Source organism: Kitasatospora purpeofusca (assembly GCF_036010405.1).
Taxonomy (GTDB): Bacteria; Actinomycetota; Actinomycetes; order Streptomycetales; family Streptomycetaceae; genus Kitasatospora; species Kitasatospora purpeofusca.
Genome location: NZ_CP108561.1, coordinates 8,919,257 through 8,932,426, shown reverse-complemented (window position 1 = coordinate 8,932,426; position 13,170 = coordinate 8,919,257). Strand labels below are relative to the sequence as shown.

General features: G+C 74.1%; 10 protein-coding genes. 7 read left to right on the top strand and 3 right to left on the bottom strand.

Annotation, left to right across the window (positions count from 1 at the left end):
* Nucleotides 1-141: 141 nt before the first annotated feature.
* Nucleotides 142-1,182 carry a zinc-binding alcohol dehydrogenase family protein gene (locus tag OG715_RS38880; protein WP_266272514.1) on the top strand — a complete coding sequence of 347 codons (1,041 nt, stop codon included), beginning with the start codon at nucleotides 142-144 and terminating at the stop codon, nucleotides 1,180-1,182.
* Nucleotides 1,183-1,306: 124 nt separating this feature from the next.
* Here the strand turns inward: OG715_RS38880 and OG715_RS38875 are convergent, their stop codons facing one another.
* Together OG715_RS38875 and OG715_RS38870 are read right to left on the bottom strand one after the other, a co-directional pair.
* Nucleotides 1,307-4,042: a bifunctional acetate--CoA ligase family protein/GNAT family N-acetyltransferase gene (locus OG715_RS38875; RefSeq protein ID WP_266272515.1), complete on the bottom strand. Its 2,736-nt coding sequence runs from the start codon at nucleotides 4,040-4,042 to the stop codon at nucleotides 1,307-1,309.
* Between the two features lie 310 nt (nucleotides 4,043-4,352).
* Nucleotides 4,353-5,006 carry a DUF4389 domain-containing protein gene (locus OG715_RS38870; RefSeq protein ID WP_266272516.1) on the bottom strand — a complete coding sequence of 218 codons (654 nt, stop codon included), beginning with the start codon at nucleotides 5,004-5,006 and terminating at the stop codon, nucleotides 4,353-4,355.
* Between the two features lie 207 nt (nucleotides 5,007-5,213).
* On the opposite strand from OG715_RS38870, the gene OG715_RS38865 reads away from it, so the two are divergent.
* From OG715_RS38865 to OG715_RS38850, 4 genes are all read left to right on the top strand, one after another.
* Nucleotides 5,214-5,657 (top strand): universal stress protein, encoded by a 444-nt coding sequence (locus OG715_RS38865; protein WP_266272517.1) that lies wholly within the window; start codon nucleotides 5,214-5,216, stop codon nucleotides 5,655-5,657.
* A gap of 124 nt (nucleotides 5,658-5,781) precedes the next feature.
* A complete protein-coding gene (locus OG715_RS38860) occupies nucleotides 5,782-6,228 on the top strand; it encodes a universal stress protein (RefSeq protein ID WP_266272518.1) in 447 nt (148 codons plus the stop codon).
* A 245-nt stretch (nucleotides 6,229-6,473) separates the two neighbouring features.
* Nucleotides 6,474-7,346: a universal stress protein gene (locus OG715_RS38855; RefSeq protein WP_266272519.1), complete on the top strand. Its 873-nt coding sequence runs from the start codon at nucleotides 6,474-6,476 to the stop codon at nucleotides 7,344-7,346.
* 243 nt (nucleotides 7,347-7,589) lie between these two features.
* On the top strand, nucleotides 7,590-9,320 hold the full coding sequence (locus tag OG715_RS38850; protein ID WP_266272520.1) for a SulP family inorganic anion transporter: 1,731 nt from the start codon (nucleotides 7,590-7,592) through the stop codon (nucleotides 9,318-9,320).
* Nucleotides 9,321-9,386: 66 nt separating this feature from the next.
* Here OG715_RS38850 and OG715_RS38845 read toward each other — a convergent pair whose 3' ends face one another.
* A complete protein-coding gene (locus OG715_RS38845; RefSeq protein WP_266272521.1) occupies nucleotides 9,387-9,992 on the bottom strand; it encodes an Rv1733c family protein in 606 nt (201 codons plus the stop codon).
* A gap of 195 nt (nucleotides 9,993-10,187) precedes the next feature.
* On the opposite strand from OG715_RS38845, the gene OG715_RS38840 reads away from it, so the two are divergent.
* Both OG715_RS38840 and OG715_RS38835 read left to right on the top strand, forming a co-directional pair.
* Nucleotides 10,188-10,439 (top strand): DUF1918 domain-containing protein, encoded by a 252-nt coding sequence (locus OG715_RS38840; protein WP_323182192.1) that lies wholly within the window; start codon nucleotides 10,188-10,190, stop codon nucleotides 10,437-10,439.
* A gap of 9 nt (nucleotides 10,440-10,448) precedes the next feature.
* Complete coding sequence (locus OG715_RS38835; protein WP_266272522.1) at nucleotides 10,449-13,154, top strand: cation-translocating P-type ATPase; 2,706 nt, start codon at nucleotides 10,449-10,451, stop codon at nucleotides 13,152-13,154.
* Nucleotides 13,155-13,170: the final 16 nt, after the last annotated feature.

Sequence of the window (13,170 nt, the reverse complement as noted above, 5' to 3'; positions counted from 1 at the left end):
ACCGGCGACCGGACGGAACCGGATCGTTGTCGGAGTGAACGGCTCCCCCGCCTCCCGGACCGCACTGGCCCGGGCGGTCCGCTCAGCCGGGGCTGTGCTCGAACAACCGCCCTGGCGACCCGACGTGGGAAGGAAAACGCGATGAACAGCACCGCGGCACTGCATGCGGACACCGGTGCCTGGGTCGTCGATCGGCCAGGCCCGGTGAACGACGCCACCACCGGGCCGCTGGTGTGGGAGCGCCGACCACTGGAGGCACTCGGGCCGCACGAGATCCTGGTGGAGGTCGAGGCGTGCGGGGTGTGCCGCACGGACCTCCACCTCGCGGAGGGGGATCTTCCGCCCAGAGCGACCCGGTGCACGCCCGGACACGAGGCCGTCGGGCGCGTACGGGCGGTCGGCACCGGCGTCGACGGGTTCGCCGTCGGGGAGCGGGCCGGAGTGGCCTGGCTCGCGGGCACCTGCGGCGCCTGCGGCCACTGCCGGAACGGCCGCGAGAACCTCTGCCCCGACTCGCGCTACACCGGTTGGGACCGGCCCGGTGGTTACGCCGACCGCCTGACCGCCGATGCCGACTACGCCTACCACCTCGACGAGGACCGGCCCGCCGAGGAGCTCGCTCCGCTGTTGTGCGCCGGAATCATCGGCTATCGGGCGCTGGAGCGGGCCGAACTGCCGCCGGGCGGTCTCCTGGGCATCTACGGTTTCGGCGCTTCCGCGCACCTGACCGCCCAACTCGCCCTCGCCCGGGGAGGCCGGGTGGCCGTGTTCACCCGCGCCCCCGCAGCCCGGCGACTGGCCCTCGACCTGGGCGCCGAGTTCGCCGGCGACTCCTACGATCCCTCCCCGGAACCGCTGGCCGCCGCCGTCCTCTTCGCGCCGGTGGGCGGACTGGTGCCGGTCGCCCTGGCGGCACTCGACCGCGGTGGAACGCTCTCCGTGGCCGGGATCCACCTCACCGACATCCCGGCGCTGAACTACCGGCGGCACCTGTTCCAGGAACGCACGCTGCGCAGCGTCACCGCCAACACGCGCGCCGACGGGGCGGCCTACCTGGCGGAGGCGGCCCGGACCCGTCCGGTCGTCCGAGTCCGCCGGTACCCGCTGCGGCAGGCGGACACGGCGCTCGCGGACCTCGCCGCCGACCGCGTCACCGGAGTCGCCGTGCTGGTCCCGGGGTAGCCGGACCGGCGGGAGGAGGGGGGTGGCGCGCGGGCGCATCGACGGGCGCGTCCTCCGAGTCACGGCCTTCGGCCGCGTCGATGCCGGTAACGGGGACGGTGTCGCCCGTCCGGGGCACCGTGCGTCACCGCGCCGACCTCTCCGCGACGGGTGCCGGGCGGCGCAACCGCCGCAGGTAGGGGTCGTAGGAGGGCCGGGGTTCGAGGCGGATCCGGGCGTCGACGCACACGGCGCCGTCGGGGCGGGCGATTACCGGGTTGAGGTCGGCCTCGACGAGTTCGGGGAGGTCGGTGGCCAGCCGGGACAGCCTGGCGAGTACGGACCGTACGGCGGCGAGGTCGACCGGCGGCGTGCCTCCGCGGCCCGCCAGCAGGCGCTCCGTACGGAGGTCGGTGACCATCGTGGTGAGGTCGCGCTCGGTGAGCGGGGCCAGTCGGGCCGTGCGGTCGGCCAGGACCTCGGTGGCGGTGCCGCCCGCGCCGAGGACGACGAGCGGGCCGAAGATCCGGTCCTGGACCACGCCCGCGAGCAGTTCGACTCCGGGTGCGGCCATCGGCTGGACCACGGCACCGGCCAGCCTCGCACCGAAGGAACGGGCGAACTCCCGGTAGGTGGAACGCACTTCGCTCTCCCCGGCGAGGCCGGTGCGGACCGCCCCGGCCTCGCTCTTGTGCACCTGCCCCGGCCAGTACGCCTTGAGCACGGCCTTGCCCTCGTGCCCGAGCCGGCCGAGGCCCGCCGCGGTGACGACCGCGGTGTGCTCGTCGCGCGCCCAGACCGAGGTGATCAGCGGGAGTCCGTAGCTCTCCAGCAGGTCGGCGGTGGTGAGCGGGTCCGGCCAGCCGCCCTCCGGATGCGCGTCGAGGTACCCGTCGACGAGGCTGCGGGCGACAGCCCGGTCGCAGCCCGGAGCATCGGCCTCGGGTGACGGCGGTTCGGCCAGCAGGCGGGCGCGGTCGCGAGCGTGGGCGAGGGCCCGGGCCGCGGCGGCGACGTCCGAGTAGGCCGGGAGCACGCCTCCGTCCGCACAGGTCAGGTAGCTGATCGGCACCTGCTGGTCGAGCAGCACGGCTGCCAGCGGGACGGGCCTGGAGGCCGGGCCCTCCAGCAGGGCACGCAACGGATCGCGACCCTGGGCGGTTCCGAGGGCCGTCGGCACCAGGCAGACCAGGATCGCGTCGATGGCCTCCTCCCGTTCCAGTGCGCGGAGGAACAGGGTGAGTTCGGCCGGAAGCACCGCCGCCGTGGTGTCCACCGGGTTGCGCACACTGGCGCCCGGCGGGAGCAACCTCGCGAGCTCGCCCGGGAGTTCCGGAAGTTCGAGTCCGGCGTCGGCGCAGGCGTCGGCCGCGAGGATGCCGATGCCGCCTGCGTTGGAGACCACCGCGATCGCACCGCGCGGCGCCGGGAGCGGCTGGGCGTGCAACAGGCCCGCGGTCGCCACGAGTTCGTCGATGCTGCGGGTGGCGGTGATGCCGGCCTGGTGGAACAGGGTCTCGCGGACGACGGTGGGTGTGGCGGCGGCCGCGGTGTGCGAGGCGGCTCCGCGGCGCCCGGCCTCCGAGCGGCCCGCGTCGACCGTCAGCACCGGCATCCGCCGGGTGACCCGGCGGGCCGTGCGGGCGAAGGCCCGCGGGTTGCCGAAGGACTCCAGGTGCAGCAGCGCGAGGTCGGTGCGGCCGTCCTGCTCCCACCACCGGAGCAGGTCGTTGCCGCTGACGTCGTACTTGTCGCCGAGGGACACGAAGTCGGACACGCCGACGCCCAGCCAGGCCAGCCGTTCCAGCAGGGCGATCCCCACCCCGCCGCTCTGCACGGCCACCCCGGCGGTACCCGGCAACGGGAAGGCCCCGCCGAACTCGGCGTCCAGCCGGACGGCGGGGTCGGTGTGCGCGATGCCGAGGCTGTTCGGCCCGACCAGGCGCATGCTGTGGCGTCGGCAGCTGTGCAGCAGTTGCCCGGCCTGTTCGGCGCCGAGCCCGGCGGTGAGGACCAGCAGCGCGCGAACGCCGGCCCGGCCGCACTCCTCGGCGACGGCGGGTACGGCGGCGGCCGGGACGGCGAGCACCGCGAGATCCGGAACCCCGGGGAGCGCTCCGACGGACGGGTACGCCGGCTCGCCCGCGATCGAGTCGGCGGCGGGGTTGACCGCCCAGGCGGGACCGGTGAATCCGCCGTTCCGGATCCGGTCCAGGACAGCCCGGCCGACCGATCCCTCCCTGCGGGACACGCCGACCACGGCGACCGAGGCCGGGCGCAGCAGCGCGGCGAGGCTGGCCACGTCGGCCCGGCGCCCCCGTTCGTCGACAGCCTCGCGGTAGTGCTCGTCGGACTCGTCCAGGGGGACCCGGACCCGGACCTCGCCCTGTTCGTAGCGACGCCGGACGGGAAGGCCGAGGTCCGCGAAGACCTTGTGCACGGAGCGGTTGCCGGTCAGGGCGTCGGCCTCGAAGAAGCGCACCCCGCGTTGCCGGGCGGCGTGGATCAGGTGTTCCAGGAGGAGTGTGGCAACACCCCGGTGGTGCCAGTGGTCGGCGACCACCAGGGCCAGTTCCGCGGTCTGCGGCGGCTCGTCCAGCAGCTCGCAGTCCGCTTCGCCGACGAGTACGTCGCCGACCCAGGCTCCGAGTGTCAGCAGGCCGTCGCGCGGCGGCCCGCACAGGCGGTCGGTGGCCGTCCGGGGTGCGGTGCGGCTGACGCCGAAGAAGCGCATCCGCCGGCTCTCGTCCGAGAGGCCGGTGGTGTAGAGGCCGAGGACGGCCTTCCGGTCGTCGGCCGTGATCGTGCGGATCCGGACGGTGGTCCCGTCGGCGAGCAGAGCCGCCTCGGTCCCGGCGCGCGGGACAGGAGCAGTGGACATGGCAGCCTCCTCGGGCCTTCGTCGAACCATTCCAGCCTCCGCGCGCGCCGCCGCCCGGGGCCAGGGCCGACCGGCCCCGGCGGGCGGGCCGGGTGGGAGTGCCGGGGTCGCAAGCGGCCGGCCGCAGGAACAGGGTTCCGAAGTCCTGCTCGGCGAGCACGGTGTGTTCGCGCCCGATGACGGGCACGGACAGGGCGAGGGAGCGCGGAGGGCCACGTGTACGGAGAACGGGTCGACGTCGAGGAGTCGGAGACCGAATCATGATCGGCTCCGGCCCGGCCCACACGCCACAAGAACCGTATCGTCCGTGTCACATGGTGTCCCGGGCCGCCGGATCGAGACTGCCCTGGTCCAGCCGGAACGGCGGGTAGGAGTCGGTCATCAGGGCCGCGTACGCCGCCACCCTGAACACCCAGCGGTTGAGGCCGACGACGAGGTCGAAGAGGCCCGGCGGGTAACGCCTGGTGGCGGCGAGCGCCAGCCCCGCGAACAGTGTCAGCAGTCCGATCAGCCCGCCACCGCCCCAGCCTTCGTGGTATCCGCCCACGAAGAGTCCGACGACGAGGTACTGCGGCAGAGCCAGCAGCCACCACTTCACCAGTACCAGCCCTCTGGAGAGCTCGCCCGGCCGGGCGACGTACAGCGTGGCCGGGTAGTCGGGCTCCTCACCGAGGCTGAACGGCGGATACCGGTCGGTGCCCAGGCCTCCGCAGGCGTAGTAGGACACCCGCCACGACCAGCGCAACACGCCCAGGTTGAAGTCGAACACCCCGCGCGGGTACCGACCGGTGAACAGGATCGCGAAGAACGCGACCACGGTGAGCAGCACGAAGCCCACCCACAGGAAACAGAGGACGATCCAGTGCGGGACGGCCAGGATCCACTTGACGAGCCAGAGCCAGCGCGAGAGCGGCAGGTCGAGCCGGGCTTCCACCCGAACGGGCGGCGGGGTGGCGGTGGCCACGGCGATCACCTCCGGAGTGACGCGCCGCCGTCAGCGGGTGCCGGAGCGGTGCGTTCTCGGACACCTTCATCGTCCCTCCGGGGCGGGAAGTCCGCGAGAGTCGACCGGCCGTGCACGAGGCACGTGGAGGGCGGAGAGTGGAACAGACAGGGCGCCGTACCTTCGGCGGCTTCGGCTGCTCGGCACAGTCGGTGAGCGAGGTGAGCCATGGATCAGGGCACTCCGGTGGCGGGCGGCATCGTGGTCGGAGTGGACGGGTCGCCCTCGTCGCAGAAGGCGCTGCGGTGGGCCGTCGAGCAGGCGCGGCTGACCGGTGCCACGGTGGAGGCGGTCCTCTGCTGGACGCTCCCGACGGTGTACGGGCGCGCTCCGATGTCGGTCGACCGGGAACTCGGCCATGCCGCCGAGAAGGTACTCGCGAAAGCCGTCGGCGAGGCGACCGGCGACGTCCGACCGGTGCGGATCCGGGAGACAGCCGTCCTCGGCAACGCCTCCGAGGTGCTGGTGGAGAGGTCGCACGGGGCCGATCTGCTCGTGGTGGGCAGTCGGGGCCGCGGCGGTTTCGCCGGAGCGCTTCTCGGATCGGTCGGCCAGCACTGCGTACAGCACGCGCGGTGCCCGGTCGTCGTGGTCCGCGCCGACACGGTCTGAGGGACACGGTGACAGGACTGACCCGCCGGCCCTGTCAGCTGTCGTGTCCCTCACCGACCGGTCGGCCCAGTCACTTCGCATGCCGCGTCGCCGAGATCCCACATCGCCATTGGAGGTTCGCACCATGGAGACCACGCAGGAGAACACCCGGGCCGTCGTCGTCGGCGTCGACGGATCGCCGTCCTCGGCGGCGGCACTGCGCTGGGCCCTGGAATTCGCCCGCCTGAGCGGCTCGCCGGTGGAGGCCCTGGCCGCCTGGGACTACCCCCCGCTGAGCGGCTGGGGACTGTCGATCCCCGGCCCGGAGATCGAGGAGGCGGCCCGCCTCGCCCTGGCGGACGCGGTCAAGAAGGAAACCGACACCACACGCCCTCCGGTACCGGTCCGGCAACGGACCGAGTACGGCCACCCCGCCGACGTCCTCCTGGAGGCCTCCCGCCGGGCCCGCCTCCTGGTCGTCGGAACAAGGGGCCTGGGAGGCTTTGCGGGCACCCTGCTCGGTTCCGTGAGCAGGCACTGTGTGGAACACGCCCACTGCCCTGTGGTCGTCGTCCGCGGCACACCCGCCTGAGGCACTGCCCCACCGACCAGCGCCGACCTTGTGCCGCCCGGCCCGGCCCGCCGTTCAAGAAGGTCGCCAGGCCATGCCGCCGCGCATCGCCTGCCCCACCATGGAAGGAGGGACCACGCTCCACATCGGCTCAGGACCATGACGGCCCCGGCCGGGAGCGGTCGTCGGCCCGCGCGAGGGCCGGGCCCGTGTCGGACCGACCGCCGCCGTCCCCGATGACCCACGCCCCGACCCTGGAGGGCCCTGTGAACGGACCGATCGTGGTGGGCTTCGACGGCTCGCCCGAGAGCGTGGCCGCGGCCGCTTGGGGAGCCCGCGAGGCGCTCCTCCGCGGACTGCCGCTCGAACTCGTCCAGGCCTGGCCGTGGCCGAGGACCGACGTCCTCGGTAGCGACGACGCGATCAGCTGGAGCCGGAAGAAGCTGGCCGCGAAGGAAACGGAGCTCCGGGCCGTCCTCACCGCCGGCGCCGGAATCACCTCGGCCCACGTCCACCAGGATCCGGCCGAGGCTCTCGAAGCGGCCGGACGGAACGCCACCGTGCTGGTCCTCGGCTCGCGCGGGCTGAGCACCGTCCGCGGCTTCCTGGTCGGCTCGGTGAGCCAGGAGGTGCTGCGCCGGGCGCGGTGCCCGGTCGTGCTGGTCCGGGCGGAGGAGGACGGAGAGGCGACCGCGCCGCCGGATGCCGCCGACGGCGACGTCGTCCTCGGTCTCGACCTCAAGCACCCCTGCGACGACGTCATCGCCTTCGCCTTCGAGGCCGCCGGGCTCCGCTCGGCGCACCTCCGGGTCGTCCACACCTGGGTGCCACCGATCAGCAGCGAGTACACGGCGCTCGCCGCCGTCGGCAGCATGTACGGGGAGCTGGCCGCCGTCGAGCAGCGACGGCTCACGGACACGCTCGCCCCGTGGAGGTCGCGCTGTGCCCAGGTGACCGTGAACGCGACGCTCGTCCGCGACAACGCGGCGGCCGGTGTCGTCGAGGCCTCGGCCGGCGCCGCCCTCCTCGTGGTCGGCCGCCGGATCCGGCGCTCACCGATCGGCGCCCACATCGGCCCGGTGGCACACGCCGCCATCCACCACGTGAAGTGCCCGGTCGCGGTCGTCCCCTACGACTGAGCCGGACGCCCAACAGGCCGTACTCCATGGGTCGGCGTTCGGGCGTCGCCCGCCTGCCTCCTCGCGGCCGCCGGCCTGGTACCGCGCCGAGGAGGCCGACGCGCGGTCACGGCGGCGAACACCCGCACGGAGAAGAAGCCGGCGCGTGATCAGATGTGAAGCCGCGCCCGTACCGGGCGAACGGCGGTCACGACCGCACTCCGGCGGTCGGGCGTGGTCGGACTTCGCGGTGGGAGGAGATCCATGGCGCGCCACGGCGACGGCACGGGCCGGTCCCGGCGCCGTTTCGTGCCCGCGGCGCCGGGAGCGACCGTGCTCAGGGGTTACCGGCGGGGTCGGCTGCGTGGCGACGTGGTGGCCGGTCTGACGGTCGCGGCGTACCTGGTTCCACAGGTCATGGCCTACGCCGGGGTCGCGGGCCTGCCGCCGGTCGCGGGCCTGTGGGCGATCCTGCCGGCGATCGGGGTGTACGCGCTTCTCGGCTCGTCCCGGCTGCTGTCGGTCGGACCCGAGTCGACGACCGCGCTGATGACTGCCACCGTGGTCGGACCGCTCGCGAGCGGGGACCCCGGACGTTACGCCGTCCTCGCCGCGACGCTGGCCGTCGTGGTCGGAGGCCTGTGTCTGATGGCGTGGGCGCTGCGGCTCGGCTTCGTCGCCGACCTGCTCTCGAAGCCCGTCCTGATCGGCTATCTGGCCGGGGTCGCCCTGATCATGATGGGTGATCAGCTGAAGCGACTCACAGGTGTCCCTGTGACGGGTGAGCGCTTCCTTCCACAGCTGTGGTCCTTCGCCCGGCACCTGCCCGAGGCGAACGCGGCCACCACCGCTCTGAGCGCCGTCACCCTGCTCTTCCTGTTCACCGCGGCGCACCACGTCCCTCGGCTGCCCGCGCCCCTGCTGGCAGTCGTCCTGGGTACGGCGGCGGTGGCCGCGTTCGACCTGGAGCAGCACGGCATCGACACGATCGGAGCGATCCCCGGCGGGCTCCCCCGCTTCTCCTGGCCGGACCTGGGCGAGCTGGACCGGCTGGTGCTGCCCGCCGTCGGCGTCCTCCTGGTCGGCTACACCGACATGATCCTCACCGCGCGGGCCTTCGCGTCAGAGGGCAGCGGGGAGCGCCTCGACGCCGACCAGGAGCTGCTCGCCCTGGGCAGCGCGAATCTCGGCACAGGTTTCCTTTCCGGGTTCCCCGTCAGCAGCAGCGCCAGCCGGACCGCGCTCGCCAGGTCGACGGGCGGACGCACCCAGGTCTACTCGCTGGCCGCCGGCGCGTGCGTCCTCGCGGTGCTCCTCTTCCTCGGCCCGCTGCTGGGAGACCTGCCGGTGCCTGTGCTCGGTGCCGTCGTGGTGTTCGCCGCCGTGCGGATGATCGACCTGGCGGGTTTCCGCAGGCTGGCCTCCTTCCGCCGACGGGAACTGGTGCTGGCGATCGCCTGTACGGCCGGCGTCCTCGCCCTGGACATCCTCTACGGCGTGCTGGTGGCCGTGGCGCTGTCGGTGACCGAACTGCTGAGCCGGGTGGCGCGACCGCACGACGCGGTCCAGGGACTGGTACCCGGTCTGGCCGGCATGCACGACGTCGACGACTACTCGAAGGCCCGCACCATTTCCGGCCTGGTGGTGTACCGCTACGACTCCCCGCTGTTCTTCGCCAACGCCGAGGACTTCCGCCGCAGGGCGTTGGCCGCCGCCGACGGGACGGCCCCGGTGCGGTGGTTCGTCCTCAACACCGAGGCCAACGTCGAGGTCGACATCACCGCGCTGGACTCGGTGGACGCGCTGCGCCGGGAACTCGACCGGCGTGGCATCGTCTTCGCCATGGCACGCGTCAAACAGGACCTGCGCGACCAACTGGACGCGTACGGCCTGACCGAGTCCGTCGGTCAGGGGCGTATCTTCCCCACACTGCCCACCGCGGTGGAGGCGTACCGGCTCTGGTGCGACTACCACGGAGGCAGTGCGGACGCCTGACCTGGGGACGGCCGATCCGATCCTCCCGCTCCGGCTCCCGGAGGTCCGGCCCGCCCCGGGGCGGGTTCACCGGCGCTGGGACCAGAGGGGCTCCACCCGCTCCCAGTCCGGTTCCCAGCTCCGCTCGGCCCGGCGGTCCAGGGTGCGGCGGTGCACCGTGTATCCGACGACGGCGAGGGAGACGAGGCCGGTGGCCGTTCCGACGCCGAGGACACCGGCATCCGAGAGGACTGCGGCGGTGGTCCGGGCCCCGGCTGCCGGAACGCCGCTGTCGTCCAGCCGGATCGCCACCGTCGAACCGACCGGGGTCCCCGCGGCCACCTGGACGGTGCCGGTGCCGGGCCCGACCGGGTAGGCCCATCGGGCCGGGGCATGGGCACGGGCGCTTCCTGTCCGGAGGTCGTCGGTCACCGCGGGGCCGACGGTCGTCGCGGTGACGGCGTGCCGGTGCCTCGCCGTCACCTGTTCGGCCTGCGTCTCCACCCGGAAGACCAGCACCGCCACGGCCGCGCCGACGGCGATCAGCAGCGCGAGGACGAGCGGCAGGGCGAGTGCCGTGCGGCTCCGGGCCCGGTCGACCGGGCGGCACAGCGGATTGCGGTCGAGGCCGGAGGCGCGGCGGACCTGGGTGCGGAGCGACGTGTGCGCGGCCGTTCGCTGCTGCGTGGTCATGGCGCACCTCCTCGGAGCGGGGCCGCCCGGTCGTCGGCCGTACCCCCAGTCTTCCGACGCCGCCACCGGACGACCCAGGGTCCGGCGGGCCCGCCACCGGGGCCGATCGGCCCCTGCCCCGTGGGGCCGAAGGTGGTGCCATGGAAAGCAGGGGAGGGGGAAGCGCAGCTTGGGCTCGCGTCCGAGGAGGACGAGATGAACGGCAACACGAGAGCGGCGGTCGGCGACCGCGTCATCGTCCGCGGGACCCGGCCGGGCGCGGTGCGGCGGGACGGCGAGATCGTCGGCCTGCACCACGCCGACGGAAGCCCGCCGTACGACGTGCGCTGGTCGGACACCGGCCGGGTGACCGAGTACCTCCCGGGACCGGACGCACAGATCCACCACTACCGGCACGACGAGGACGGCCCTGCCACGGTGCTCGCCCGCCATCTCTTCACGGACTGAGGACCGTCGGTGAACACCGTCGCACGGGAGCACCGGACCCCGGCGGGACCGACCTCGGCCGAGGCCGCACGGCTGCTGGCGGAGTACGGCCCTAACGAGGTGGCCGCGCAACCGCGCGTCCCGCTGTGGGCCCGGGTGGCGGCGCAGCTGCGGGATCCGCTGATCACCGTGCTGCTCGCGGCCGTGGTGCTCACGCTCGCGATCGGCGACCGTCCGGATGCGGTGGTCATCGCCCTGGTCGTCGTCGTCAACACCACCGTCGGGGTGGTCCAGGAGGTCCGGGCCGAGGAGTCCGTCGCGGCACTCTCCGCGCTCTCCACGCCGCGCGCGCGGGTGATGCGCGACGGCGGACCCCGTGAGGTGCCGTCCGCGGCCGTGGTCCCGCACGACGTGCTCGTGCTCGGCGAGGGGGACGTGGTCGCCGCGGACGCGCGCCTGACCGAATCGGCGGGCCTGCTGGTGGACGAGTCCGCGCTCACCGGGGAGTCCGTGCCCGTGGACAAGGCGGTCTCGGCAGCGGACCCCGACGGCAGGACGGTCCGGTCCGGAACCGTCGTGCTTCGGGGAAGGGCGCTCGCGGTCGTCACCGCCACCGGGGCCGACAGCGCCCTCGGCCGGATCGCCGCGCTGATGCGGCCGAGGCCGGACCCCACCCCACTGCAGCGCCGCCTGGCCGACCTGGGACGGGTCCTGGCCGTGGTGGCGCTCTCGCTGTGCGCCGCGGTATTCGTCCTGGGACTGCTGCAGGGCCAGCCCGCCGGCAGGATGGGCGTGACGGCGATCAGCCTGGCGGTCGCCGCCGTCCCCGAGTCGTTGCCCGCGGTCGTCACCATGGCACTCGCCCTCGGCGCCCGGCACATGGCGTCCCGCCACGCCCTTGTCCGGCGGCTGCCCGCCGTCGAGACACTGGGTTCGGTCACCGTCCTGGCGACGGACAAGACCGGCACCCTGACCGAGGGCCGGATGGTGGTGGAACGGCTGTGGACACCCGGTTGCACGGCAAGCGTCGACGGCCACGGCTACGACCCCTCGGGCCGGCTCCTGGTCGACGGAAGCCCGCCCGGCCCCGCGGAGGCGGAGGAGCTCCGGGCCCTCCTGACCGCGACGGCGCTGTGCAACGACGCCGCCCTCCGCCCGCCGACCGAGGCCGGCGGTCCGTGGACAGCCTTGGGCGACCCCACCGAGGCAGCGCTGCTCGCGGCTGCCGCGAAGGCCGGCCTCGACCCCGTGGACCTGGGCGCGGCCTTCCCCCGGATCACCGAGCTGCCGTTCGACAGCGTCCGCAAACGGATGACGACGGTCCATCGGACAGCAGGGGGCGGCACGCTGGTCTGCCTCAAGGGCGCGCCTGAGGCCGTCCTGACCGCAGCGGTCCTCGACGAGACCGAGGAAGTCCTGGAACGCGCCCGGGCGGCCTCCACCCGGCTCGCTGCGGAGGGCTTCCGGGTGCTGGCCGCGGCCCGGGGCACGCGGCACGGATTCCCCGCCCCGGCCGCCGACGCCGAGCACGGCCTGCGGCTGCTCGGCCTGGCCGCACTCGCCGACCCTCCGAAGTCCGCCGCCTCCGCCGTCCTCGCCGACTGCGTCCGGGCCGGCATCCGGCCCGTCCTGATCACGGGCGACCACCCTGCCACGGCACGGGCACTGGCGGTCCGGGTCGGCCTGCTGGAGCCGGACGCCCGGTCGGCGGACGTGGTCCGAGGAGCGGATCTGGGATCCGGCACGGTGACCGACCTCACCCGGCCGACGGTCTTCGCCCGGACGGATCCCGGGCAGAAGCTGGAGATCGTCCAGGCCTGGCGCGACCGCGGCGCGGTCACGGCGATGACCGGTGACGGCGTCAACGACGGACCCGCCCTCCGGCGGGCGGACATCGGTGTCGCCATGGGCCGCCGCGGCACGGAGGTCGCCCGGCAGGCCGCCGACCTCGTACTCACCGACGACTCGCTCGCCACCGTGGTCGGAGCCGTGGAGGAAGGGCGGCGCGTCTACGACAACATCCGGCGCTTCCTGCTCTACGGTCTGGCCGGCGGCGCGGCGGAGATCCTCGTGATGCTGGCCGGGCCGCTGTTCGGGCTGGCCCTGCCCCTGCGGGCGGGCCAGATCCTCTGGATCAACCTGCTCACCCACGGCCTGACGGGTGTCGCCATGGGGGCCGAGCCCGTCTCCCCCGGGGCGATGTCCCGTCCGCCGCGCCCACCGGAACAGCACGTGCTAGGTTCCGGCCTGTGGCAACGGGTCCTGCTGCTCGGGACGGTGGTCACCGCGGTGAGCCTCGGCGCGGCCCTCTGGGCCCGGTCCGACGGACGGCCCTGGCAGAGCATCCTGTTCACCGCGTTGCTGGCCGCGCAGCTCGGGGTCGTGCTCGGCCTGCGCGAGCGCCTGCTGACCCGGGCCAACCCCTTCCTTCCCGCAGCCGTCCTCGCCTCCGCAGGACTCGCCGCCGCGGCCCTGTACCTGCCGTTCCTCCGCTCCGTCCTGGAGACCGAACCACTGTCCTGGGGCGACCTCGTCGGCCCCGTCCTCGCGGGCCTCGCCGGATTCGTCGCGGCACGGACCCAGCGGGCGGTCGCCCGGCCCCGGTGGACGGCCCGGGCATCGGGCCGCACCCCCGCCCGGCCCGCCGAGCGGCCGGTGAAGAGGGCCGGTGGAACCTCTCTCCGGCCCAGGGCCGGAACCGGCATGGAACCGCCGCCCGACGACGACGCCGGGTAGCGGTGAACCCAACCCA

Bases quoted from the DNA above. Each gene is read 5' to 3' on its own strand.
- OG715_RS38860 (WP_266272518.1), top strand. From the start codon at position 5,782: ATGGAGACCACGCAGGAGAACACCCGGGCCGTCGTCGTCGGCGTCGAC.
- OG715_RS38865 (WP_266272517.1), top strand. From the start codon at position 5,214: ATGGATCAGGGCACTCCGGTGGCGGGCGGCATCGTGGTCGGAGTGGAC.
- OG715_RS38850 (WP_266272520.1), top strand. From the start codon at position 7,590: ATGGCGCGCCACGGCGACGGCACGGGCCGGTCCCGGCGCCGTTTCGTG.
- OG715_RS38880 (WP_266272514.1), top strand. From the start codon at position 142: ATGAACAGCACCGCGGCACTGCATGCGGACACCGGTGCCTGGGTCGTC.
- OG715_RS38845 (WP_266272521.1), bottom strand. From the start codon at position 9,992: ATGACCACGCAGCAGCGAACGGCCGCGCACACGTCGCTCCGCACCCAG.
- OG715_RS38875 (WP_266272515.1), bottom strand. From the start codon at position 4,042: ATGTCCACTGCTCCTGTCCCGCGCGCCGGGACCGAGGCGGCTCTGCTC.
- OG715_RS38840 (WP_323182192.1), top strand. From the start codon at position 10,188: ATGAACGGCAACACGAGAGCGGCGGTCGGCGACCGCGTCATCGTCCGC.